The sequence below is a fragment of the Mesorhizobium sp. M0088 genome (assembly GCF_040322895.1).
Lineage (GTDB): Bacteria > Pseudomonadota > Alphaproteobacteria > Rhizobiales > Rhizobiaceae > Mesorhizobium.
The window spans coordinates 79,242-102,452 of record NZ_JAMYUI010000017.1; the positions used below are offsets into that span (position 1 = coordinate 79,242).

The 23,211-nt window shown below is 63.4% G+C and carries 25 protein-coding genes; 12 read left to right on the top strand and 13 right to left on the bottom strand.

Features of this window, described 5'->3' with window-relative positions; all coding sequences use genetic code 11:
- Nucleotides 1-11: 11 nt before the first annotated feature.
- Nucleotides 12-746 carry a TetR/AcrR family transcriptional regulator gene (locus NKJ67_RS21075; protein ID WP_027040117.1) on the bottom strand — a complete coding sequence of 245 codons (735 nt, stop codon included), beginning with the start codon at nt 744-746 and terminating at the stop codon, nt 12-14.
- 132 nt (nt 747-878) lie between these two features.
- On the opposite strand from NKJ67_RS21075, the gene NKJ67_RS21080 reads away from it, so the two are divergent.
- Both NKJ67_RS21080 and NKJ67_RS21085 read left to right on the top strand, forming a co-directional pair.
- Nucleotides 879-2,078, top strand: coding sequence for an HlyD family secretion protein (locus tag NKJ67_RS21080; RefSeq protein WP_352582833.1), 1,200 nt, complete (start codon nt 879-881; stop codon nt 2,076-2,078).
- Between the two features lie 22 nt (nt 2,079-2,100).
- Nucleotides 2,101-3,696, top strand: coding sequence for a DHA2 family efflux MFS transporter permease subunit (locus tag NKJ67_RS21085; RefSeq protein ID WP_352582835.1), 1,596 nt, complete (start codon nt 2,101-2,103; stop codon nt 3,694-3,696).
- A gap of 176 nt (nt 3,697-3,872) precedes the next feature.
- Here the strand turns inward: NKJ67_RS21085 and msrB are convergent, their stop codons facing one another.
- The 4 genes from msrB to NKJ67_RS21105 all read right to left on the bottom strand — a co-directional run bounded on the left by msrB (nt 3,873) and on the right by NKJ67_RS21105 (nt 6,634).
- Nucleotides 3,873-4,376, bottom strand: coding sequence for a peptide-methionine (R)-S-oxide reductase MsrB (gene msrB, locus NKJ67_RS21090; protein ID WP_352582837.1), 504 nt, complete (start codon nt 4,374-4,376; stop codon nt 3,873-3,875).
- A gap of 212 nt (nt 4,377-4,588) precedes the next feature.
- Complete coding sequence (locus NKJ67_RS21095; RefSeq protein WP_352582839.1) at nt 4,589-5,146, bottom strand: fasciclin domain-containing protein; 558 nt, start codon at nt 5,144-5,146, stop codon at nt 4,589-4,591.
- A 223-nt stretch (nt 5,147-5,369) separates the two neighbouring features.
- The gene (locus NKJ67_RS21100) at nt 5,370-6,098 is read right to left on the bottom strand and encodes an anti-sigma factor (RefSeq protein WP_127267218.1); all 729 of its coding nucleotides are present in this window, start codon (nt 6,096-6,098) and stop codon (nt 5,370-5,372) included.
- Complete coding sequence (locus NKJ67_RS21105) at nt 6,095-6,634, bottom strand: sigma-70 family RNA polymerase sigma factor (RefSeq protein WP_127267227.1); 540 nt, start codon at nt 6,632-6,634, stop codon at nt 6,095-6,097. The genes NKJ67_RS21100 and NKJ67_RS21105 overlap by 4 nt, the downstream gene beginning before the upstream one ends.
- Before the next feature lie 152 nt (nt 6,635-6,786).
- On the opposite strand from NKJ67_RS21105, the gene NKJ67_RS21110 reads away from it, so the two are divergent.
- Both NKJ67_RS21110 and argB read left to right on the top strand, forming a co-directional pair.
- Complete coding sequence (locus NKJ67_RS21110) at nt 6,787-8,286, top strand: amidase (RefSeq protein ID WP_352582841.1); 1,500 nt, start codon at nt 6,787-6,789, stop codon at nt 8,284-8,286.
- A gap of 159 nt (nt 8,287-8,445) precedes the next feature.
- The gene (gene argB / locus NKJ67_RS21115; protein WP_013528489.1) at nt 8,446-9,339 is read left to right on the top strand and encodes an acetylglutamate kinase; all 894 of its coding nucleotides are present in this window, start codon (nt 8,446-8,448) and stop codon (nt 9,337-9,339) included.
- Between the two features lie 8 nt (nt 9,340-9,347).
- On the opposite strand, the gene bchE is transcribed toward argB, so the two are convergent.
- Nucleotides 9,348-10,916, bottom strand: coding sequence for a magnesium-protoporphyrin IX monomethyl ester anaerobic oxidative cyclase (gene bchE / locus NKJ67_RS21120; RefSeq protein WP_352582843.1), 1,569 nt, complete (start codon nt 10,914-10,916; stop codon nt 9,348-9,350).
- Between the two features lie 115 nt (nt 10,917-11,031).
- A complete protein-coding gene (locus NKJ67_RS21125; protein ID WP_027040109.1) occupies nt 11,032-11,508 on the bottom strand; it encodes an Lrp/AsnC family transcriptional regulator in 477 nt (158 codons plus the stop codon).
- A gap of 139 nt (nt 11,509-11,647) precedes the next feature.
- Between NKJ67_RS21125 and phhA the strand changes: the two genes are divergently transcribed.
- Nucleotides 11,648-12,484, top strand: a complete 837-nt coding sequence (phhA, locus tag NKJ67_RS21130; RefSeq protein ID WP_127272324.1) for a phenylalanine 4-monooxygenase — start codon at nt 11,648-11,650, stop codon at nt 12,482-12,484.
- A 10-nt stretch (nt 12,485-12,494) separates the two neighbouring features.
- Here the strand turns inward: phhA and NKJ67_RS21135 are convergent, their stop codons facing one another.
- From NKJ67_RS21135 to NKJ67_RS21145, 3 genes are all read right to left on the bottom strand, one after another.
- Nucleotides 12,495-13,934, bottom strand: coding sequence for a GMC oxidoreductase (locus NKJ67_RS21135; protein ID WP_352582846.1), 1,440 nt, complete (start codon nt 13,932-13,934; stop codon nt 12,495-12,497).
- A complete protein-coding gene (locus NKJ67_RS21140) occupies nt 13,931-14,107 on the bottom strand; it encodes a hypothetical protein (RefSeq protein WP_127269433.1) in 177 nt (58 codons plus the stop codon). The genes NKJ67_RS21135 and NKJ67_RS21140 overlap by 4 nt, the downstream gene beginning before the upstream one ends.
- A gap of 194 nt (nt 14,108-14,301) precedes the next feature.
- Nucleotides 14,302-15,063, bottom strand: a complete 762-nt coding sequence (locus NKJ67_RS21145) for a GGDEF domain-containing protein (RefSeq protein WP_352582848.1) — start codon at nt 15,061-15,063, stop codon at nt 14,302-14,304.
- Nucleotides 15,064-15,223: 160 nt separating this feature from the next.
- On the opposite strand from NKJ67_RS21145, the gene NKJ67_RS21150 reads away from it, so the two are divergent.
- Entirely contained in the window at nt 15,224-15,940 is a 717-nt protein-coding gene (locus NKJ67_RS21150; RefSeq protein ID WP_127808367.1) for a pyrimidine 5'-nucleotidase, read from the top strand.
- A gap of 93 nt (nt 15,941-16,033) precedes the next feature.
- Here the strand turns inward: NKJ67_RS21150 and NKJ67_RS21155 are convergent, their stop codons facing one another.
- On the bottom strand, nt 16,034-16,879 hold the full coding sequence (locus NKJ67_RS21155) for an LOG family protein (protein WP_013528481.1): 846 nt from the start codon (nt 16,877-16,879) through the stop codon (nt 16,034-16,036).
- A 227-nt stretch (nt 16,880-17,106) separates the two neighbouring features.
- Here NKJ67_RS21155 and dapD point away from each other — a divergent pair, with 227 nt between their 5' ends.
- The 4 genes from dapD to NKJ67_RS21175 all read left to right on the top strand — a co-directional run bounded on the left by dapD (nt 17,107) and on the right by NKJ67_RS21175 (nt 19,553).
- The gene (gene dapD / locus NKJ67_RS21160; protein ID WP_127269742.1) at nt 17,107-17,961 is read left to right on the top strand and encodes a 2,3,4,5-tetrahydropyridine-2,6-dicarboxylate N-succinyltransferase; all 855 of its coding nucleotides are present in this window, start codon (nt 17,107-17,109) and stop codon (nt 17,959-17,961) included.
- 72 nt (nt 17,962-18,033) lie between these two features.
- Nucleotides 18,034-18,396, top strand: coding sequence for a DUF805 domain-containing protein (locus NKJ67_RS21165; protein ID WP_127318322.1), 363 nt, complete (start codon nt 18,034-18,036; stop codon nt 18,394-18,396).
- Nucleotides 18,389-18,766, top strand: coding sequence for a DUF805 domain-containing protein (locus NKJ67_RS21170; protein ID WP_023810766.1), 378 nt, complete (start codon nt 18,389-18,391; stop codon nt 18,764-18,766). The genes NKJ67_RS21165 and NKJ67_RS21170 overlap by 8 nt, the downstream gene beginning before the upstream one ends.
- 13 nt (nt 18,767-18,779) lie before the next feature.
- The gene (locus NKJ67_RS21175; protein ID WP_127318320.1) at nt 18,780-19,553 is read left to right on the top strand and encodes a hypothetical protein; all 774 of its coding nucleotides are present in this window, start codon (nt 18,780-18,782) and stop codon (nt 19,551-19,553) included.
- On the opposite strand, the gene NKJ67_RS21180 is transcribed toward NKJ67_RS21175, so the two are convergent.
- Complete coding sequence (locus tag NKJ67_RS21180) at nt 19,456-20,496, bottom strand: 2-dehydropantoate 2-reductase (protein ID WP_292337490.1); 1,041 nt, start codon at nt 20,494-20,496, stop codon at nt 19,456-19,458. The genes NKJ67_RS21175 and NKJ67_RS21180 overlap by 98 nt on opposite strands.
- A 126-nt stretch (nt 20,497-20,622) precedes the next feature.
- Here NKJ67_RS21180 and dapE point away from each other — a divergent pair, with 126 nt between their 5' ends.
- Nucleotides 20,623-21,816: a succinyl-diaminopimelate desuccinylase gene (gene dapE, locus NKJ67_RS21185; protein WP_127273255.1), complete on the top strand. Its 1,194-nt coding sequence runs from the start codon at nt 20,623-20,625 to the stop codon at nt 21,814-21,816.
- Nucleotides 21,817-21,821: 5 nt separating this feature from the next.
- Nucleotides 21,822-22,457: a transporter gene (locus NKJ67_RS21190; RefSeq protein WP_292337488.1), complete on the top strand. Its 636-nt coding sequence runs from the start codon at nt 21,822-21,824 to the stop codon at nt 22,455-22,457.
- On the opposite strand, the gene truA is transcribed toward NKJ67_RS21190, so the two are convergent.
- Entirely contained in the window at nt 22,424-23,194 is a 771-nt protein-coding gene (truA, locus tag NKJ67_RS21195; protein ID WP_292337487.1) for a tRNA pseudouridine(38-40) synthase TruA, read from the bottom strand. The genes NKJ67_RS21190 and truA overlap by 34 nt on opposite strands.
- Nucleotides 23,195-23,211: the final 17 nt, after the last annotated feature.

The following is a 23,211-nucleotide window of genomic DNA, read 5'->3' on the forward strand; positions in this document are numbered from 1 at the left end:
TAGAGCATGGCCTACGGCTTGGCTTCGATAGCAATCGTCTGGTGGCCTTCTTCCGCCACAAGCCTTTCGGTGCCGTATGCCTTGAGGAACATGCTGACGCCTGACCTGACGATGCGGTCGATCTCGTCCTGGGTCGGGGCTTTCGTGCGATAGGCGAAGATGCACTGGCGGAACAGACCGGCCAGGCACAGTTCGGTGAACTGATAGGCGGCAAGATCGACATCGTCGATGCGCAGCAGGTCGCGCTCGATGGCGGCATTGAGAAAGGCCGCGACCTTGTCGTGGCCACGCTTGGGACCGCGCTCGTAAAACCGCGCGCCCATGTCGGGTATCCGGTCGGATGCACCGATCACCGTGCGCTGCGCCTGGATCACCTTGGCCGACGTGATCTTGAGGGCCAGCACCTTGCCGAACTTCACCAGCGTCTCGCGCAGGTTGTCGGCATTGTCCAGCACGTCATACATGTTCTTGAAGATGGTGCCGCGCTCTTCCTCGATCAGCGCTTCGAACAGCTCTTCCTTGTTGGCGAAATAGACGTAGATCGTACCCTTGGAGACACCGGCCTCGCGGGTGATGTCGTTCATCGAGGCGGCTTCGAAGCCCTTGTCGATGAAGACACGACGGGCGCCGTCGATGATCTGGCTGCGCTTGACCGGATCCTGCCCCGCGGCCGGGCGGCCACGACGCAAGCTTTCCAACAGGTCGTCGCACGACTCGTTTTCGACATTGGGCGGGGTCTCGGCCATGAAAGTCACACCTCGAAAATAATTCGAACCAAGCGGTTCGATTGCCCTTGATATGGTCCTGTTTACGCGCTATGTCAACGGCCGGATCGAACCGAACGGTTCAGTATTATATTATAACTTTAGAGAGATGTCATGTCCTCGAACGCGCCGACCACTGCCGAAGTCCGTCCCTTTCCCAACGCCAAGGTTGCGCCGGCGACGGAAGCCCCGGAAGTGCCTGTCCAGCCGGTCTCGTCGCCACCGGCAGAGGCTCCGGCCAAGAAGAAGCGTTCGGTGCGTTCCTTCCTGCTGCCGATCATCGGCGTCGCCTTGCTGGGCGCCGGCGCCTGGTATGGTTACGATTACTGGACCACGGGCCGCTTCATGATCTCGACGGACGATGCCTATGTCCAGGCGGACATGGCGTTCATATCGCCCAAGATTTCCGGCTATGTCGATCAGGTCAAGGTCAGCGAGAACCAGCTGGTCAAGGCCGGCGATCCGCTGCTCGTCGTCGATGACGGCGATTACAAGATTGCCGTCGCCCAGGCCGAGGCGCAGATCGCCACTTTGAGCAAGACGCTCGACCGTATCGACGCCCAGACCGACGCGGCCCGCGCCTCGCTGCAGCAGGCGCAGGCGCAGAAGGTCGCCGACCAGGCCGCCGCCGACAATGCGGCCAAGGTCGCGGCGCGCGCCTCGCAACTGCTCAAGACCCATGTCGGCACGCAGGCGCAGCTGGACGACGCCCAGACGGCGGTCCAGCAGGCCGATGCCGCCCTTGTCGGCGCCGACGCACAGATCGCCGCCGCGCAGGCCAATATCGGCGTGCTGCAGGCGCAACGCGCGGAATCGGCGAGCACGCTGGCCTCCCTGCAGCTCAGCCATGACAAGGCGCTGCGCGATCTTTCCTTCACCGTGCTCAAGGCGCCTTATGACGGCATCGTCGGCAACCGCTCGGTCGAACAGGGCGACCTTGTCAGCCCCGGCCAGAAGCTCGCTGTCATCGTGCCGATGGACAAGCTCTACATCGTCGCCAACTTCAAGGAGACGCAGCTTGCCCGGCTGGTTCCCGGCGAGAAGGTCAAGATCTCGGTCGATGCGACCGACGGCCAGGACTTCGAGGGAACCGTCTCGTCGCTGGCGCCGGCTTCGGGTGCCGTGTTCTCGCTGCTGCCGCCCGAAAACGCCACCGGCAACTTCACCAAGGTCGTGCAGCGCGTTCCGGTCCGTATCGATGTGCCGGCAGATGTCCTGAAGAGCGGCAAACTGCGCGCCGGCCTGAGCGTCATCGTCGCCGTCGACAGCCGTACCGCCCCATCCGGGTCGGCATCAGCGGCAGCGTCGAACTGAGCGGCTGCCGGGGAGCAATGCCATGGCAACCGCAACCCTGACAGCAGGAGCACCGCCGGCGAGGCCGGCTGTGCCTGACACCATTTCGACGCGGCGCGTCATCGCCTTCCTGGCGATGGTGTTCGGCATGTTCATGGCCATCCTCGATATCCAGATCGTCTCCGCCTCGCTGTCGGAAATCCAGGCCGGCCTGAGCGCCAGCTCCGACGAAATCCCGTGGGTGCAGACCGCCTATCTGATCGCCGAAGTGGTGATGATCCCGCTGTCGGGCTTCCTCAGCCGGATGCTGTCGACGCGGGTGCTGTTCACGATCTCGGCGGCGGGCTTCACCGCGGCCAGTGCGCTGGCGGCGACTGCCACCAACATCGACCAGATGATTGTCTACCGCGCCGTCCAGGGCTTCATCGGCGGCGGCATGATACCGAGCGTCTTCGCCGCTGCCTTCACCATCTTCCCGCCCTCGCGCCGCGCCTTCGTCTCGCCGATGATCGGCCTGGTGGCGACGTTGGCGCCGACCATCGGCCCGACTGTCGGCGGCTATATCAGCCATGCCATGTCCTGGCACTGGCTGTTCCTGGTCAATGTCGTGCCCGGCATCCTGGTGACAGCGGCGGCCTGGACGCTGATCGACTTCGACAAGCCCAACCTCAAGCTGTTCAGCAAGTTCGACTGGTGGGGCCTCGCCGGCATGGCGGCTTTCCTGGGCTGCATGGAATATGTGCTCGAGGAAGGCCCCAACAATGACTGGCTGCAGGACCAGGGCGTCTTCATCTGCGCCATTGTCATGACCATCGGCGCGGTGCTGTTCTTCTGGCGGGTGTTCACCGCCGAGGAGCCGATCGTCGACCTGAAGGCCTTCACCAACATCAACTTCGCCTTCGGCTCGCTGTTTTCCTTCGTCATCGGCATCGGCCTTTACGGCCTGACCTATCTCTACCCGGTGTATCTCGGGCGCATCCGTGGCTACGATTCGATGATGATCGGCGAGGCGCTGTTCGTCAGCGGCCTGGCCATGTTCTTCACCGCGCCGATCTCGGGCATCCTGTCGAACAAGATGGACCCGCGGCTGATGATGATGATCGGCTTCTTCGGCTTCGCCACCGGCACCTGGTGGATGACGCATCTGACCGCCGACTGGGATTTCAACGAGCTGCTCATCCCGCAGATCCTGCGCGGCTGTTCGATGATGCTGTGCATGGTGCCGATCAACAACATCGCGCTCGGCACCTTGCCGCCCGAGCGGCTGAAGAATGCGTCCGGCCTGTTCAATCTCACCCGCAACCTTGGCGGTGCGGTTGGCCTCGCGCTGATCAACACCGTGCTGATCGACCGCAATGCCTTCCACTACGCAAGGCTCTCCGAGCATGTGCAATGGGGCAGTGAAGCCGCGCAGACCAAGCTGCAGAACATGACGCTCAATTTCGAGCAAACCCCCGGCCTGGATGCGACAAGTGCTGCCATCTCCAAGCTGTCGGGCATGGTCCAGCAGCAGGCGGCGCTGCTGTCATTCATGGATGTGTTCTTCATGCTGACGGTGCTGTTTGCGACGCTTGGCCTGTTCACCATGTTGATCCGCAAGCCGGCCGCGGCGGCGGGTGGAGGTGGTGGCGGCCACTGATACCGGAGCAATTCCAGGAAAAGTGTAAGGCGGTTTTCCGTCAGGAATTGCGACAAGACAGAGATACGTGGGCAGCTGTTTCGGGAAGCTCCTCCAGTCCACGCCCGAAAAAGCTCTGACCGCGCAAAAAACTCCGGGCCGCAAGCCCGGAGTTTTTCATATCCAGTTGGAATTTGTCAGGTTGTGGCGGGCTTGAAGGTCAGCGCGACGCCGTTGATGCAGTGGCGCAGGCCGGTCGGCGCTGGACCGTCGTCGAAGACGTGGCCGAGATGGCCGCCGCAGCGGCGGCAATGCGCCTCGGTGCGCGTCATGCCGAGCGAGCGGTCCACGGTCGTGCCGATAGCCTTGGGGATCTCTTGCCAGAAGCTCGGCCAGCCGGTGCCGGAATCGAATTTCGTCTCCGACGAATAGACCGGCAGGTCGCAGCCGGCACAGGCGAAGATGCCCTTACGGTGTTCGTTGAGCAGCGGGCTGGTGCCGGGATACTCCGTGCCTTCCTTGCGCAGCACGTCGAAGGCGGCCGGCGACAGGATGGCTTTCCACTCGGCGTCGGTCTTGGTGACTTCGAATTTTTCGGCGGCCTGTGCTGCCTGCGGATCGCCCATGCGCAGCATCGTTGCTGCGGCCCCGACGACGCCGATGGCGGCGGCACCGCTCAAAAGAAAGTCGCGACGGTTCATGACCGGTTCCTCCTGATGTCCTTTTGCCAAACTATACCGCCGCGCGGAAATCAAAAGCCGGTGACGGTAGCCCCCTCGAACGAACACTCCGCGCCCTCCCACATCCGAATATGGGCGGCGCGGAGTGCGCGGGTCAATTGCGGATCACGGGAGCGGGATCGTGCAATCGACGGAGGGCCCTTGCTGCCAGTTCGCCGGCAGCAATCCCCTTGTTACATCTTGGGCAAAAGAACCTTGTCGATGACGTGGATGACGCCATTGGACTGTTCGACATCGGCGATCGTCACATTGGCGACATTGCCGTTCTCGTCGGTGACGGTGACCTTGCCGCCGTCGGCCTTGAGCGACAGCTCGCAGCCGCCGACCGTCTTGACCTTGTGGGCGCCGCCGTCAGCCTTGGCCATCGCGGCGACATCCGCCCCCATCGCCTTGGCGCCGATGACATGGCAGGTCAGGATCTTGGTGAGCTTGTCCTTGTTTTCAGGCTTGAGCAGCGTCTCGACCGTCCCGGCCGGAAGAGCCGCGAAGGCTTCGTTGGTCGGAGCGAACACGGTGAACGGACCGGCGCCCTGCAGCGTTTCGACAAGGCCGGCGGCCTTCACGGCGGCGACCAGCGTGGTGTGGTCCTTCGAGTTCACGGCGTTCTCGACGATGTTTTTGTTAGCATACATCGCGGCGCCGCCAACCATCGGGTTTTCGGCATAGGCAGCGGTGGCAAGGGCCGAAATGGCGATCGTACCGGCGAGCAAAAGGGTGGCGTATCTACGCATGATGTCAAACTCCTCGGGTTTCTCTTCCCATTTTTGGGGACGCGAGGAGATACGGAACAGAAGTGCGGGAGTTTCAGAAATATTATTATTTTTTATTTTGCCCGGGATGCCGAAGAGATTTTGCCACGCAACGGCTTGCCGGCTACCATGCTGTCTACGGGCGTGGAAGGTGGGAGATACACTTCAGGTACTCTATTTTGAGTCTGGCGACGCCAAGAGCCGGTCAGATGCTCTTCAGGTCGCCGGCGGCGACCACCGGTCCGGTCGGCTGTCCGGTCGGCGAACCGCCTGACGGCTCGAGGCTGACGGCAAGCACCGCGCCCTGGGCAAGCTTCTGCTGGGCCGCCGGCGAGACGACGATATGTGCCGTAGCACCGGTCGGAATGACGCCCATCGAGACCGGCGGGTTCTTGCCCTCGATCATCCACAGCTCGAAGTCCTTGCCGGAAGCACGCTCACCGGAGACATGCGACAGGCCGACTTCGTGATGCGCGGCGTCGTAGACGGCAAGATATCTGACGTCGCTGCCTTCGGCGGCCAGCGAAGCGACGAGGCGCGCCTGCGGCTCCTCGACCGGCGGGTTGAGGACTGGCACGGCAATGTAAATCGCCAGTGCCGCAACCGCAGCCGCGGCAAGGCCGCGCCAGAAAGCGAGGCTGGACCACAGGCCGCCGCGCGATTCGGCGGGCGTGGTCACGGCGGCAGCGTTCGCGAACAGCCGGCGGTCGACCGCGGTCTTCACCGAAACCGGCGGCTCGATTTCCGGGTAGGCGGCGGCCAGCGGTGAGAGACGGACCTCCCATCCCTCGACAAGACGAGCAAAAACCGTATCCGCATCGATGCGGCGGGCGACGATCTGGCGTTCGTCGGCATCGAGCACGCCGAGAACGTATTCGGCGGCGAGCAGGTCGTCGCCTCCACGTTCCGGTCCTGTGTCTTCTGCCAGCGTCATCTTTCCAGACATTCTCTGAGTTTCAACAGGCTGCGGCGCAGCCATGTACGCATCGTGTTCAGCGGCACGCCATGGCGCTCCGCCAGTTCGGCATAGCTCTCGCCCTTGAGATAGGCGCCCCGGACGGCGGCTGCCCGGTCCTTCTCCAACTCATCGAGACAATGGTGGATACGTTCGGATTCGTCTCCCGCCACCGCCATCGCTTCAGGCCCCGGCGCCGGATCGGCCACGTCGAGCGCGGCATCGATGTCGGCGGCAGGCCTGCGCCGCGCTCGTATGCGATCGATCGCATGATTACGCGCAATTGCCACCAGCCAGGAGATCGGGCTTAGATCGGAGACGGCAAAACGATCCGCCTTCGTCCATATCTTGACGAAGACTTCCTGTAGCGCTTCTTCCGCATCTCCCCGGTCGTTCAATACACGAAGACAGACGCCAAAAAGTTTCGCGCTGGTCTGCCGGTAAAGCAGATCGAACGCGGCCCGATCCTTCATCGAAGTCCGGACGATCAGCTTGGTGATGTCCTGCGGCGTCATCTGCGGCAAGTTAGGCGATTGCAATGTATTTGCAACGGCGGAAATAACCTTGTGCACGCCTAAGCTTTTGTGTGTCGCCAGCCGGGTCCGTCGACCGATTGCCAATGGAATCGCCACTGGCTAGCTTGCCCTCAGTGATGGGGGGAGCGCGCATGTCGGTCGAACGGATCCTTTGGGAAGAAGATGCCGCGGGCCTCGCCGATCTGGTCCGCAAGGGCGAGGTTTCGGCCGTCGAGCTGACCGACGCCGCGATTGCCCGCGCCGAGGCCACCCGTCCCGACATCAATGCCACGGCCGAACCGCTCTACGATGCCGCGCGGGCCCGCGCCAAGACCGTCGACCCCTCGCTGCCGCTGGCCGGTGTTCCCTTCGCCATCAAGGATCTCGGCATCGCCATCAGGGGCGTGCCGACGCATGGCGGCAGCCGCATTCCGGCATGGCTGGCCGATGTCAATTCGGTGCTGACCGACCGCTACATCGCTGCCGGACTTATCCCGATCGTCACCTCGACATCGCCGGAGCACGGGCTTCGATTGATGACCGAATCCAGGGCCTTCGGCATCACCCGCAATCCGTGGAACACCGGTCACACCAGCGGCGGCTCGTCGGGTGGTGCGGCTGCACTGGTCGCCGCCGGCGTCGTGCCGGTGGCGCATGCCTCCGATGGCGGCGGCTCGATCCGCGTGCCTGCCGCCTGCACCGGGCTTGTCGGCCTGAAGACGTCGCGCGGCCGCACCCCGCTGACGCCGCTGGTGAGCGAAAGCTGGTACGGCATGGTCGTCGACCATGCGCTCACCCGTTCGGTGCGTGATTGCGCGCTGCTGCTCGACCTCACCCATGGGTCCGATCCTCTGTCGCCCTATGCCGCGCCGCCGCCGAAGGGCACGTTCGCGGCCGCTGCCGCGCGCGATCCCGGCAAGCTCAGCCTGGCCGTGTACCGCAAATCCCCGCTTGGCCTGCCGATCTCGGACGAGACGCTCAAGGCGCTCGACACGGCGATGGCGCTTGCCCGCGAGGGCGGCCACACGATCAAGGAGATCGACCTACCCTTTATCGGCCGCGAGTTCTTCGCCGATTTCTGCAGGACGGTTGCCTCCGCAGTCGCCGGCACGATGCGGGCCGAAGCGCTGCGTGTCGGCCGTTCCGTTACCGGCGACATCGAGCGGGCGACGCGGGTGCTCGCCCGCTTCGGCGAAATGGTGTCGGCCGGCGAGACCTATGCCGACCTGCAGCGGCTGCATGCCGCCTCGCGGCAGCTGATTTCGGAGACCGTGCAGTACGACGCCGTGCTGATGCCGGTCATTGCCCACCCGCCGCTCGCCTGCGGCGCCATGGATCCGAAAGGCGCCGACGAGTTCATCGAAAACCTGCTCGACAAGCTTCACCTCACTCCCTTGCTGAAGCTGAAGCCATTCTTCGGCCAGCTGATGGACAAGAGCCTCTGGTTCACCCATTGGCCGGCGATCCAGAATGTCAGCGGCCAGCCGTCGATCGCGCTGCCGGTCCATGTCACTGACGCCGGCCTGCCGCTCGGCGTCCAGGCGGCCGGCCGTCCGGGCGACGAGGAGACGCTTTTGTCGCTCGCCGCGCAGATGGAGAAGATCTCGGGTTGGCTGGACCGCAGGGCGCCGCTGATGGTGCCGACACGATGACGAGGTCGTGAAGCGCTTGAATATGACAGCAAAGCCATTTGCGGGCGGCGCCAATTCCCGCTAAGACGCCGCCGTCCTTACCTGATGCATGTCGCCCAAAAGTGTCCAGCGGTTTTGGGACAGCGACGTGCTTAAAATAAAAAGCCGGGAACCAAGCCGATGACGGAAATAACCGCCACCGCCGAAATGCAGGCAGCCCTGTTGTCGCGGGCGCTGCCCTACATGCAGCGCTACGAACACAAGACGGTCGTGGTGAAATATGGCGGCCATGCCATGGGCGACATTGAGCTTGGCAAGGCCTTCGCGCGCGACATCGCGCTGCTCAAGCAGTCCGGCGTCAACCCGATCGTCGTCCATGGCGGCGGCCCGCAGATCGGCGCCATGCTGGCCAAGATGGGCATCGAATCGAAGTTCGAGGGCGGCCTGCGCGTCACCGACCAGAAGACGGTCGAGATCGTCGAAATGGTGCTGGCCGGTTCGATCAACAAGGAGATCGTCGCGCTGATCAACGCCGAGGGCGAATGGGCGATCGGTCTCTGCGGCAAGGACGGCAACATGGTTTTCGCCGAAAAGGCTCGCAAGACCATGATCGATCCGGACTCCAACATCGAGCGCGTGCTCGATCTCGGCTTCGTCGGCGAGCCGGTCGAGGTCGACCGCACCTTGCTCGATCTTCTGGCACGCTCCGAAATGATCCCGGTGCTGGCGCCGGTGGCGCCAGGCCGCGACGGCCACACCTACAACATCAATGCCGACACCTTCGCCGGCGCCATTGCCGGCGCCTGCCAGGCGACGCGCCTGCTGTTCCTCACCGACGTGCCTGGTGTGCTCGACAAGAACAAGAAGCTGATCGACGAACTGACCGTGGCCGAGGCCAAGGCGCTGATCAAGGACGGCACGGTCTCGGGCGGCATGATCCCCAAGGTCGAGACCTGCATCGAAGCGATCGAACGCGGTGTCGAAGGCGTCGTCATCCTCAACGGCAAGACGCCGCATGCGGTGCTGTTGGAACTGTTCACCGAACATGGCGCCGGCACGCTGATCGTGCCCTGAGGGGCTCGTCAGCCGGCTAACTTTTTCGCCTCGGAATCTTCAATATTGCCGATGGTGGGAATGGCGAGCTTTCTGGCCGGCCGTGAAACCGTCATCGATTCCTCCTCGGCGTCCTGCGGCGCGCCCCAGAATTCGGCCAGCGTCGGGCCGTCTTTCACCCTGATGTCGCGGACCAGAAAGCCCCAGACCTCGCGGAACCACACGCGGCGGCCCATCTGGGTGTACCAGCGCATCGAATGGCGCTGCTCGGGATCCTTGTGGAACAGGATGCGGGCCAGCGCCTTCGGCCGCGATTGCACCGCCAACTCGATCAGCTTGATGCTGAAGAACAGCATCCAGGGTTTCAGCCGCGTCATCTGCAGCACCTGGTGCTTGTAGTCCCACAGGCGCGCATCCTGCTGGATCACCTTGCGATCCCGCGCGATGCGGAAGAACGGCGTCCAGCGATGCGGCGTCACATAGAGCGCCTGGATCTGGTCGGGGTCGTAAGCGATGAGTTGGCGAAAGCCGCGCCACAGATCGCGGAACCCTTCGTCCTCGAAGCCGGCGACCCAGGTCGCCATCGACAGGATGCCGTTGAGGCGCAGCAGCCTTATCGCCTCGCGGTCGGATGAGATGCTGCCGCCCTTGCGGATCAATTGAAGCGTCTGCTCGTCGGTGTTTTCCATGCCGAGCAGCCAGCGGATGACGCCGGCCTTGCGGTAGAGATGCAGGGTGTCGGCATCGCGCACTATGTCATCGGCGCGGGTCGAACCCACGATCAGCACCGGCACGTTCTCGGCGATAAGGGCGTCGAGGAAGGCCCGCCAGGCTTTCTTCGAGACCGTCGGATTCTCGTCGGCGAGATTGATCAACTCGACGCCGTGCTCGCGGTGCAGCCAGGCGATCTCCCTGGCGAATTTCACCGGATCGCGATGCCGCCAGCGGGTCCAGAAGCCGCGCTGGCCGCAATAATTGCACAGATGCGGACAGCCGCGCGAAAACTGCATGACCACGGCCCGCTTGCCGCCCCAGTAACTGTACCGCGAGTGCTCAATCAGCTCCCAACCGACGCGGTAGGCGTCGAGGTCGGCAATGGTCATGGCGGCCTGTGTGGCGAAGGGGCGGCTGAGATCGTCGCGATAGGCGATGCCGGCCACGCTCGCCGGCGGCTGGTGCATTTCCAGCGCCTCGACCAGCGCCACGACGGTCGCCTCGCCCTCGCCGCGCACGATGAAGTCGAAAGCATCGGTAGCGGCCAGGATGTCGCGCCAATGATAGGTAGGGAAAACGCCGCCATAGATGATGATGGTCGCCGGCTCCCTCTCCTTGATCATGCGTGCGATCAGCAAGGCGGTCGGGTGCGCCGAGGTCGAGCCGGAATGGCCGATCAGGACGAAGTCGGGGTGGTCCTCCAGTGCGTCGCGCACGACGTCATCGAGCGGCATCGGTCCGAATTCGGCGTCGACGAGCTGTACTTCGTGCCCGGCATCGATCAGAGGCCCGCCGATCGCCAGAAGGCCGAGCGGCGGCAGGTGATCGTCGGGCACGCGGCTGCCGATGGCGGTGTGCGGCGGATTGATCAGGACGATTTTCATGGCGGACCTCTGGGCGGTTGGTCCGCGCAAGCTGGCCGGCGATGTGGACACGCGCTTGGCCCGTTTCAGCAGTTTGCGTGCAGCTTTTCCCCAAGGAGTGCGAAGAGAGGCATTGTCATCGCCTGAGATGCCCGAGCGGCACATGGCCCGGCCCCTTGATGTTCTGCAGCACCAACTGCGTGTGGACGTCGCGCACGCCGTCGAGCCGCATCAGCCGGTGCATAACGAAGGCGTTGAGTTCGTCGACCGACGGCACCATGACATGCAGTAGAAAGTCATGGTCGCCAGTCATCGTCCAGCACGAGGACACCTCGTCCATGCGCTGCACGGCGGCGATGAAGCTTTCGGGCGAGCCGTCGCTGTGGCTGACCAGGCGCACCTGGATGAACACCTCGACCATCAGGCCGACCGCGCGGCGGCTGATCACCGCGGCAAATCCCTTGATGATGCCGGCCTCCTGCAGCGCCTCGAAGCGCCGCGCGCACGGCGTCGTCGACAGGCCGATCTCTTGCGCCAGTTCGGAAACCGGCTTGCGCCCGTCGCGCTGCAGGACATCGAGCATCTTGATCTCGAAATCGTCGAATTGAGGCATTTTCACTCCGATAGAGGGTTTTGTGAGTGGATGTTATCCCAAATATTCCGTTCGAGCCATCATCAAAACCGATTTGCCTCGGCAAATCCGGTTAGCCTTTCGGCACGTCAGCCATTCATGATTTGCGAGGAGGAAAACCATGACGACGATGAGCGTTGCCGAATATGCCCGCGACTGCGCGGCGCAAGGATTGCGCGGTGACTATTCGGTCTGCCGCGCCGATTTCACCGTGTCCCAGGGTTACGATTACAGCGAAGAAGAGCAGGCGGTGTGGCGCACGCTGTGCGACCGCCAGACCAAATTGACGCGCAGGCTCGCCCACCATTCCTATCTCGACGGCGTCGAAAAACTTGGCCTGCTCGACCGTATTCCCGATTTCGACGAGGTCAGCGCCAAGCTGCGCAAATTGACCGGCTGGGAGATCGTCGCGGTGCCCGGTCTCATTCCCGCGGCCCCGTTTTTCGATCATCTCGCCGATCGCCGCTTCCCGGTCACCAACTGGCTGCGGACCAGGCAGGAGCTCGACTACATTGTCGAGCCCGACATGTTCCATGATTTCTTCGGCCACGTGCCGGCGCTGTCGCAACCGGTGTTCGCCGACTTCATGCAGATGTATGGCGAGAAGGCCGGCGACATCATCGCGCTGGGCGGCGACGAGATGATTTCCAGGCTCTACTGGTACACGGCCGAATACGGCTTGATGCAGGAGGCCGGCCAGCCGCTAAAGGCCTTTGGCGCCGGCCTGATGTCGTCGTTTACCGAGCTGCAGTTCGCGGTCGAAGGCAAGGACGCCCACCACGTGCCCTTCGACCTGGAAACGGTGATGCGCACCGGCTACGAGATCGACAAGTTCCAGCGCGCCTATTTCGTGCTGCCGTCCTTCGACGCCTTGCGCGATGCCTTCCAGACCGCCGATTTCGCGGCGATCGTCGCCCGACGCAAGGACCAGCCGGCGCTCGACCCGGCGACGTTATAGCGCAGAACCGTCAGGCGGTGACCACCTTGCTCAGATGCTCGCCCAGCCGGCAGGCCAGCGCGGTGATCGTCGTCGTCGGGTTGCATTGGCCCGACGTGCAGAACACCGAGGAGCCGCCGACATAGAGATTGTCCATGCCGTGCACCTTGCAGTCGGCGTCGACCACACTTTTGGTGACGTCGGTGCCCATTCGCGTGCCGCCCATATGGTGATGGCCCGCCGTCTCGTCATTGGTCGGATAGTCCTGGCCGTTGCTGATCCAGTCGGCAATGCGCACGCGGCCGAGATTCTTCTCGATCAGCGTCTTGCCGAACAGTCTGAGCCCTTCGAGCAGGGTGCGATGTTCCAGTTCGGATTTCTTCCAGTGCAATTCGATGCGCGGCACGCCGGCATGGTCGACATCGGTCTTCGACAACTCGATCTGGTTGGAGGCCAGCGGCGCCTGTTCCCAGGCGACGTAGAGCTGGGCGGCGCAGCGCAGTCTCTGACTGAGCTTGGAGGACATCCACTCGGCCATGTCGGGTGCCGTGCAGGCGAGGTCGGCGATAAGGCTCTTGACGCCGGGATACGGCGTCTCGATCAGCCGGATGCCGAAATTCATGATCTGCAGCCGCTCCATGGCGGCAAGGGTCGGCGAGAAGAAGGCCTCATTGACGGCGTCGACCTCGAACGCGTTGTAGTCGGCCAGGATCGCGTTGCCGCCCTCGAAGGTCGGATGCTCCATCCAGTAGCGGCCAAGCGCCGTCGCATTCGGCACGACGCCGCCGTTCGAACGCTGGTTCGACCACAGAAGCAGCCGCGAATTCTCCAGCCCGCCGGTGCAGACGATGAAATAGTCGGCACTGAAGGAGCCGGCATCCTGCCCGTTCGACCACAGTCTGGCGCCCGTCACACGTTTGCCGTCGCCGGAAAGTTCGGTGGCACAAGTGTTGAGCACCACCGCGATGTTCTTGGCCTTGTCGAGTTCATCGCCGAACTTCTCGGCGAAGCGCACGGCCGGGCTCTTGATCAGCTGCACCCAGTGAATGTCGTCCGAGATCGGCACATCTGGCCGGAGGGCCGGAAGGTCGAGAATGTCGCGCACTTCCGGCAGATAGGGTTCGATGTCGGTGCGGCGGATCGGCCAGCCCGTATCGGGTACCCAGGCCTTCGGCTCGAAATCCTGCTTGTCGAGCACGCGGCACCAGCCGGCCCAGTGGTTGGAACTGCCGCCCATCAACCGCAGCCGGGTTATGTCGAGATCGAAATAAAAATCCCCGACCGTGCTGCCACGGTAAAAGTCCTGCGACTCGTCGCTGAATTCGCGCGGACCGGCCTCCATCACCACCACCGGAATGCCGGCCGCGCCAAGCTTGCGGGCAATGGTCGTGCCGGCCGGACCGGAGCCTAGGATGCACACTTTTGGGGTGAAGTTCGCGGCGCGATACGCCTCGTAGCTGTCGAAGATCATGCCAGGTCGCTCCGCCTCAGAATCCAGCCATTGACCTCGACGATCTCGTTCGGGTTGGGCTCTGGATCGGCTGCATCGGCATCAGGCAACTTGCGGAACAAAGACAGGGCAGGCAATGCGATCAACGCCTGCACGAGCGCGCGGCGTGACATTTTCTTGATGATGAAACTCATGGCTGGTCTCTCGGCTGGGCTTCGGCACTGCATGGCGTTCCCAGAACGGCAATTCCCGGAACGACACATGCATCACCGTGGAAGCCAGTATCGTGCCAAGTTTGGCCGCGAAGCAGTGAAAACCCGGCTAAGTGGTGCAACCGAGTGCAAACAGCGTTAGAGTTTTCTTAACAGGCCGGTTGCGGCAGATCGGATCACGCCGCCTCGGAAATGCCGGTGTCGATGATCGTCAGGTTACGGCCCTGGTGCTTCGCCTGGTAGAGGCGCCGGTCGGCGGCGCGCATCAGCTCCGACACACTGGCTTCCTCGCTGCAGACAGTACCGCCGATGCTGACCGTGAGCGGAATGGTCCGCTCGTCGACGGGCCGGAAGCGGATCAGCTCCACTTCGCGGCGAATGCGCTCGGCGACGCGCTTGGCCTCCTGCTCGGTGGCGCCGGTCAGGAAGGCGCCGAACTCCTCGCCGCCGATGCGGCCGAGCACATCGCCGCTGCGCACGCCGCGCTGGATCGCGCTGGCGATCAAAAGCAGCGCGTCATCACCTGTCAGATGGCCAAAATTGTCGTTGATGGTCTTGAAGTGGTCGGCATCGATGATCAGCAGCGCGCCGCGATCGGACTTGCGGCGCGAACCGTCGAGCGCGGCAAAGAAGCTTTCCCGGTTGAGCATGCCGGTCATGTCGTCGCGGCTCGCCTTTTCCGCCAGGCGGCGATGCGCGGCGGCGAGCTGGGCATGGGCTCGGGCGAGATCGCGATGCGCGTTTTTCAGCCTGTCGCTTTGCCAGAAAGTGCTTGCGCTGGCAGCCCACGCCAGCACCAGCGGACAGAGGGTGGAGGTCAGCCAGATCGTGCGGTTGACCGGAAATCCCATGGCCGGAACGATGATCAGGGTCAGCAGGAGAGAGGCCGCGACTGAGGCGAAAGCAACGGCGGCGGATCTCAGAATTATGCTGTTCATCGCTTGCTCCCACAAGACTGCCTCTCTGCCAGCAAGCCCTAAAGGCCACCTTTCCCAGATGCCTAAAATTTGAATCGTGAGGCGATTTACGCAACCTCAACGAGCAGAAGTTGTGGATAAAGTCGCTTCCGGAATGCGCGTTTCATGCCATAAGGAGCCCATGACCACGCTCCCTGACCCCGCCCGCTTCGCCCATGTCACCGACTGGGTTTTCGATCTCGACAACACGCTCTATCCGCATCATTCGAATCTGTTCTCGCAGATCGACGTCAAGATGACCGCCTATGTCGGCGAGCTGCTGGCATTGCCGCGCGACGATGCGCGCAAGTTGCAGAAGGAACTCTACCGCGAATATGGCACGACGCTGAACGGCCTGATGACACGTCATGGCATCGACCCCGATGATTTCCTCGAGAAGGTCCACGACATCGACTATTCATGGCTGGTGCCAGACCCCGTTCTCGGCACCGCCATCCGCCAGCTTCCGGGCCGCAAGTTCATCTTCACCAATGGCGACCGCAGGCACGCCGAGCGCACCGCGCGCCAACTCGGCATCCTCGACCATTTCGACGACATCTTCGACATCGTCGCCGCCGGGCTCAATCCCAAGCCGGCGCGCCAGACCTACGAGAAGTTCGCCGAACTCCACGCCGTCACCGGCCACAATGCGGTGATGTTCGAAGACCTTGCCCGCAACCTGTCGGTGCCGAAGTCGCTCGGCATGACCACGGTGCTTATCGTGCCGCGCAATTTCGAGCCGACCTTTTCCGAGATCTGGGAGCGCGACCCAGCCAATGAGGATGATGTCGATTTCGTCACCGACGATCTGGCGGGGTTTCTGACGGCGATTGTGGAGGGGGAGGAAGAGGGGAATTGAAGACTTGAAGAATTGAAGAATGAAGGACGGTCTCCACGGATTCCCCCAGTTCCCCAGTTCTTCAATTCGTCAGTTCTTCAATTCCCCATTTCCCTACTCCCCTAACTTGTAGAACCGGCTGATGATCCCCCAGGCTTCGTCAGCGGTGTCGACGAAGTCGATGATGTCCTGATCGCCGGGGCTGATCGTGCCCTGCTCGGCGAGAAAATCGAGATCAATCGCCCGCTTCCAGAAGGATTTGCCGAACAGGATCACCGGCACGCGCTCCATGCGCCCTGTCTGGATCAGGGTCAGCGTCTCGAAGAATTCGTCCATCGTGCCGAAGCCACCCGGAAACACCGCGACCGCCTTGGCGCGCATGACGAAATGCATCTTGCGGATAGCAAAATAATGGAAGTTGAAGCAGAGCTCCGGCGTCACATAGATGTTCGGCGCCTGCTCGTGCGGCAGGACGATGTTGAGGCCGATCGACGGCGCGCCGACATCGTCGGCGCCGCGGTTTCCCGCTTCCATCACGCCGGGCCCGCCACCGGTCACCACGACATATTCGCGGTAATAGGAGGTAGCCGACTGCTGCGAGCAGAGGCGGGCGAATTTCCGCGCCTCCTCATAGTATTTGCTGTTTTCCTCGAGGTTCTTCTTCTGCGTCTCGTTCTTGGCCGCCCAGGCCTCGCCGCCGGGTTCCGGCAGGCGCGCGCCGCCGAACAGGATCACCGTCGAACGGATGCCGCGTTCGGCCAGGATCATTTCCGGTTTCAGGAGTTCAAGCTGCAGCCGGACCGCGCGCAACTCGCGCCGCGTCATGAAGTCGGGATCGTTCCAGGCGAGCCGGTAAGTTTCGGCACGCGTCTGCGGCGTATCCGGCACACTCTTCGACCGCTCCAGATCCTCGTCCGAATGCGGCAGTGGCGTCCAGCCCGCCTTTTCCATAGGTGTCATATGCTCTACCCGTCCAAATTCTTCACTTGCGCCGCCCCATGACGCAGCCGCGATTGACCCTCACCAAGGCTTCACATAAGCAGGTTCCGCAAAAGTGTCCCGCGGTTTTGTGACAAGAACCTGCTACATGCAAAGATCCAGACAGGCAAAGCCTGCCAAGGGGTCCGCGCGACTTTCAAAACAGGTTAAGGCGTTGCCCCTTAACAGCTTGGTAATGGAGCGAATTCATGTCGAAGCCCGATCTGGCGAGCCTCGAAAAGACCATCGAGAAGGCCTTCGAGGAACGCGACGCGATTTCGACGGCAACGCGCGGCGAAACGCGCGACGCCATCCAGTCGGCGCTCGATCTGCTCGACCGCGGCGCCGTCCGCGTCGCCGAGCGGCAGGCCGACGGCAAGTGGCATGTCAACCAGTGGCTGAAGAAGGCCGTGCTGTTGTCGTTCCGGCTCAACCCGATGGAGATCATCAAGGGGGGGCCCGGCGAGGCGGTGTGGTGGGACAAGGTGCCGTCGAAGTTCGACGGCTGGAGTGCCGTCGATTTCGAAAAGGCGGGCTTCCGAGCCGTGCCGTCGTCGGTCGTGCGCCGTTCGGCCTATGTCGCACCGGGCGCCGTGCTGATGCCGTCCTTCGTCAATGTCGGCGCGTATGTCGACAGCGGCACCATGGTCGACACCTGGGCCTCGGTCGGCTCCTGCGCCCAGATCGGTAAGAACGTGCATCTGTCCGGCGGCGTCGGCATCGGCGGCGTGCTGGAGCCGATGCAGGCCGGCCCGACCATCATCGAGGACAATTGTTTTATCGGCGCGCGTTCGGAAGTGGTCGAGGGCTGCATCGTGCGCGAAGGCTCGGTGCTCGGCATGGGCGTCTTCATCGGCCAGTCGACCAAGATCGTCGACCGCGCCACCGGCGAGATCTTCTATGGCGAAGTGCCGCCGAATTCCGTCGTCGTCGCCGGAACGATGCCGGGCAAGCCCTTTCCGAACGGCGAGCCGGGTCCCAACCTCTACTGCGCCGTCATCGTCAAGCGTGTCGACGCCAAGACCCGCTCCAAAACCTCGATCAACGAATTGCTGCGCGATTGATCTTTGCGCAAAGCGAGCGCACCTTCCGCCGGCGCGACAATCGGTCGCGCTGGTTCAAGATGGAGGGGTGACATGGACTGGAAGTATCTGCTCACAAGTTTTGATGGTCGCATCAACCGTGGCAAGTTCTGGGCCGCGATTGGCGTTTTCATCGTCATTGGCATCGTTGCCTTCATTCTCGATGCGATCCTCGGTACACGTCTGACCACCGCCAGTGGCGCCCAGATCGGCATCATCGGCATTCTCATCGCTCTGGCCTCGATCTATTTCGCGCTCGCAGTCTACGCCAAGCGCTGGCATGATCGCGGCAAGTCGGGCTGGTGGAGCCTGATCATGCTGGTGCCGCTCATCGGCCCGATCTGGTTTCTGGTGGAATGCGGCATTCTCGAAGGCGCCAGAGGCGCCAATCAATATGGACCGGACCCGCTTGCCTGACAGATCAGATCTCACCTGGCTTTTCTTCAAAACCTCGGGCCGCGTCAGTCGCGCGGCCTATTTTCTTGGCGGGTTGCTCGTCGCCATCATCCAGGCCTTCCCGCTCTACCGCTTCACGCTGGTGCCGGAAGGCTCGGCCGAGAGCAACATGTGGTCGTTCATCTTCTTCGTCGCCTTCATCGCCTCGCTGTGGTCGAACATCGCCCTGGCGGTGAAGCGGCTGCACGATTTGGACAAGCCGGGCATTGCCGCGCTGATCCTGTTCGTGCCGGTGGTGTCGATCGTCGCCTTCCTTGTGTTGTGCCTGTTTCCAGGGCAGCCTGGACCCAACCGCTATGGCCGGCGCACCAACGAGCCGGAACAATCCTGAGGGCCGATCGGACATGCGCTACCGCACGCTTGATCCGAAACTGATCGTCGAAACCGCCGAGCGGCTGGAAGAGCGGATCGCCGACCGTTTCCCTGAAGCGGGATTGCGTGGCGTCGCCGCCGAACTGGTCTCGCTGTCGCGCGATCTGGCCAAGGCGGCCAAGGTGCTCGAAGCACCGATCTGGTGGCTGCGCGGGCTCATCGTCGCCGCCTTCGTCACGGGTGTGCTGGTGTTCCTGTTCGTCGGTACCATCTTGCCGATCGACCGCATTTCGGGAACCCACGATGCCCTGCAGTCGGTGCAAGGCATAGAGGCTTCGATCAACACCGTCATACTCGCTGTGTTGGGCTTGCTTGCTCTGATCCGCACCGAGGAGCGCATCAAGCGCAAAAGGGTGTTTCGCCAGCTGCACGGCCTGCGTTCGCTGATCCATGTCATCGACATGCACCAGTTGACCAAGGATCCGGCAGCCCTTTCGGCCGATTTCAAGCCGACGGCGCACTCGCCGGCCCGCATCACCAATGCCGCCGACCTGGCGCGTTACCTCGACTATTGCTCCGAAATGCTGTCGATCACCGGCAAGATCGCAGCGCTCTTCGCGCAGTCGGTCAATGACGACGTGGTCATCGACGGCGTCAACGACATCGAGAACCTGGCATCCAACCTGTCGCGGAAAATCTGGCAGAAGATCACGTTGATCGACGGCCGGCCGGTGCAACAACCCGCTCCGGCGCCAGGCCCGGCGAGCCAAGCCGCTCCGCTTCCGCCGCGCGCACCAAAGCGGTGATCCGCTGAACCGTCGGCACGGGCGTGCCGGCCTTCCCCGCCAGCTGCAAGATGGCGCCTTGCAGGTCGTCGATCTCTGTCGGCCGGCCGCGCTGAAGATCGTCCCACATCGACGAGCGCGCCTGCAGGTCGATCGCCAGCAAGCGCCGCGCCAGCAGCTTGAACAGCCAGTCCGGCAGCCTGAGCACCTTCGGCAGCAACGCCGGCCGCAGGCCGGCGATCCGCGCCGGCTCGATGCCGGACGCTCTCATCGCTCTCAGGGCCTCGTCGATCTGGCTGGCCAGGATCAGCCGCCAGCGCCGATCGGCCAGCTCGGTTGCCAGCGGCAGGCCGGAAAGCGCCACCAGCGCGTTGTTCAAATTCATCAGCAGCTTGCCCCACAGCACAGCCTTCATGTCGCCATGGGTTTCGACCGCAAACCCTTCGACGCCAAGCAGGCCGACCAGGCCGGCGTCGCCATCCTCGACCATTACCGTGCCGTCGCTGGCGCGGTGAACGCGCAGCGGCAGTTCGCCGTCCGGCGACTGCACCACATTGAACGGCACCATGCCGGCCAGCACCGTACGTCCGGCAAGTTCAGCGCGCAGCCTGTCGGCATTGTCGACGCCGTTCTGCAGGCTGATCACCACGGCGTCGGGCCGGGCATGGGCTTTGATAAGATCCGCCATATCCTGGGTGGCGCCGCTCTTGACCGTGACCAGGATCACGTCCGCCAGCGGCAAAGCGGCGGCCGGATCGACGGTGACGACAAGCGCCTCGGGCTTGATCGAGCGATCGCGGCCCTGGAGGTCGCTGACCCGCAATCCACCCTGCCGCAACGCTGCCTCGATGCGCGGCCGAGCCAGCAGAATGACCTCTCGGTTGGCCAGCGCCAGGCAGCCGCCGGCATAGCAGCCGATGCTGCCGGCACCGGCTATGACGATCCTTCTGTCCTTGTCTGCCATCCTGTCGCCGCGCCGGGTCGGAGCTATACGACATGAAAACCATAATATTGGCGGCATCGCCAGCCATGACGCTGGCCCCTATGTCTGGCCGTGACAGGCCCTGCGCTTTCGACTATCGCTTTTGCCATGACGCTGCCGACCGATCCCGCCGAAAACCTCGCCGCCCTTATCCGTTGCGCTTCGGTGACGCCCGCTGAGGGCGGCGCGCTGACCGCGCTGGAGACGATGCTCAAACCGCTCGGCTTCCTGGTCGATCGGCCGGTGTTTTCCGAAGACGGCACGCCCGATATCGAAAACCTCTATGCAAGGCGCTCCGGCAATGGCCCGCATCTGATGTTCGCCGGACACACTGACGTGGTGCCTGTCGGCGACGAAGCCGCCTGGACGCATCCGCCTTTCGCCGCCGAGATCGCCAATGGCGAGATGTATGGCCGCGGCGCCGTCGACATGAAGGGCGGCATTGCCTGTTTCATCGCCGCCGTGGCGCGCCATGTCGAGGCCAATGGCGGTCCGAAAGGGTCGGTCTCGCTGCTGATCACCGGCGACGAGGAAGGCCCGGCCATCAACGGCACGGTGAAGCTGCTCGAATGGGCGGCTTCGCGGGGCGAGAAATGGGATGCCTCTGTCGTCGGCGAGCCGACCAATCCGGACGCTCTCGGCGACATGATCAAGATCGGCCGCCGCGGCTCGATGTCCGGCGCGGTCACCGTCAATGGCCGCCAGGGCCATGTCGCCTATCCCCTGCTTGCCGACAATCCGGTGCGCGGGCTGATGAGCCTGGTCGACGCCTTGCTGCATCCGGTTTTCGACAAGGGGACCAGGGATTTCCAGCCGACCAATCTGGAGATCACCTCCATCGATGTCGGCAACCCCGCCACCAATGTCATTGCGGCCAAAGCGACCGCGACCTTCAACATCCGCTTCAACGACACCTGGACGGACGAGACCCTGCAGGCCGAGATCCACAACCGGCTCGACCAGGCGGCCAGGCGCAGGAAGTACCGGCAGGGCAAGAAGACGCCGGTCGACTACGAGCTCGTCTGGCGCGACCGGCCGAGCCATGTCTTCCTGACCCGCGACGACAGGCTTATCGAAACGCTGCGCGGCTCGATCAAGTCGGCGGTCGGCAAGGAGCCGACGCTGTCGACCTCCGGTGGAACGTCCGACGCGCGTTTCATCAAGGACTATTGTCCGGTGGTCGAGTTCGGGCTGGTCGGCAAGACAATGCATATGGTCGACGAGCGCGTCGCCATTGCCGATTTGGAAACGCTGACGCAAATCTACCAGCGCTTCATAGAAGACTGGTTCGGACAGGGCTGAACAGCATGCTTTCGGCGGACGAAACCCAAGCTTCGCTGACGGGCGCCTGGCGATTGATGCTCGGCAAGGCCGACGGCCTGCGCCTGCTCGACCTGTCGGCCGACGGCTTCTGGAATTCCTTCTTCGCCATTGTCGTTGCAGCACCAGCGCTGATCGTCGGCTGGGTCGGCATCGCCAACGAAATCGGCGATCCCGACGCCTTCGCGGGCCGCTTCAGCATGCTGGTCCGCCTGGCGACGGTCGACATCGGCTCCTGGGTGCTGCCGCTGGTTGCGCTCGCCCTGATCGCGCCGCGCGCCGGCATCGGCGGCCGCTTCGTCCACTACGTCGTCGCCAGCAACTGGGCTTCGGCCATCACCGCATGGCTGATGCTGCCCTCGGCGCTGATCCGGCTTTTCCTGTCGTCCGCAAGCCAGGCTGCGAGCCTTGTGTCGCTGTTCCTGTTTGCCCTGTCGATGGTGCTGATCTGGCGCATGACCAACGCCACGATCGGCAGGGGCGCATCGGTCGGCACCGCCGTTTTCGTCGGCATGTTCATCGCCTCGCTGCTGGTGCTGTTCGGCCTGCAGGCGCTGCTCGGCATCACCGTGCCGGAGGATGCCGGAGTTCAGAGCCTGTCCGGGCTCGTCTCGACTGGATAATCGACACCGGTGAGAAACAGCCCGTCGGGCGGCGCCACTTGGCCACAGGCGGCGCGGTCGTGCGCCTCGAGCGCCGTTTTCAGGTCGGCCGCGGTCCAGCCGCCGTCGCCGACGCGCTTGAGCGAGCCGACCATCGAACGTACCTGATTGTGCAGGAACGAGCGCGCCGAAGCCCTGACCTCGATCATGTCGCCCTGTCGGCTCACATCGAGCCGTTCCAGCGTCCTGATCGGGCTGTTGGCCTGGCACTGGGTCGAGCGGAAGGTGGTGAAATCATGCCGTCCGAGCAGGGCTTTCGCCGCTTCGTGCATGGTGCCGACGTCGAGCCGCTTCGGCACCCACCATACCTTGCCCTTGTCGAGCGCGGCCGGGGCACGGCGGTTCAGGATGCGGTAGAGATAGTGGCGGCCGATGGCCGAGAAGCGGGCGTCGAAGCTGTCGGAGACGACTGTCGCTTTCAGGATGGCGATGCGCGCCCCGCCCGCCTGCAGATGGGCGTTGACGGCATCACGCACCTTGTCGCCCGGCCACGCCTTGGCGAGGTCGGCATGCGCCACCTGCGCGGTCGCATGGACGCCGGCATCGGTGCGGCCGGCGGCGCGCAGCCGGATCGCTTCGCCGCAGAATTTTTCGATCGCCCGCTCGATCGCCTGTTGCACCGAAGGCTGATCCGCCTGGTGCTGCCAGCCGGCAAACAGACTGCCATCATATTCGATGTCGAGGCGAAAACGCGGCATGCCGGGCGGCTATACGC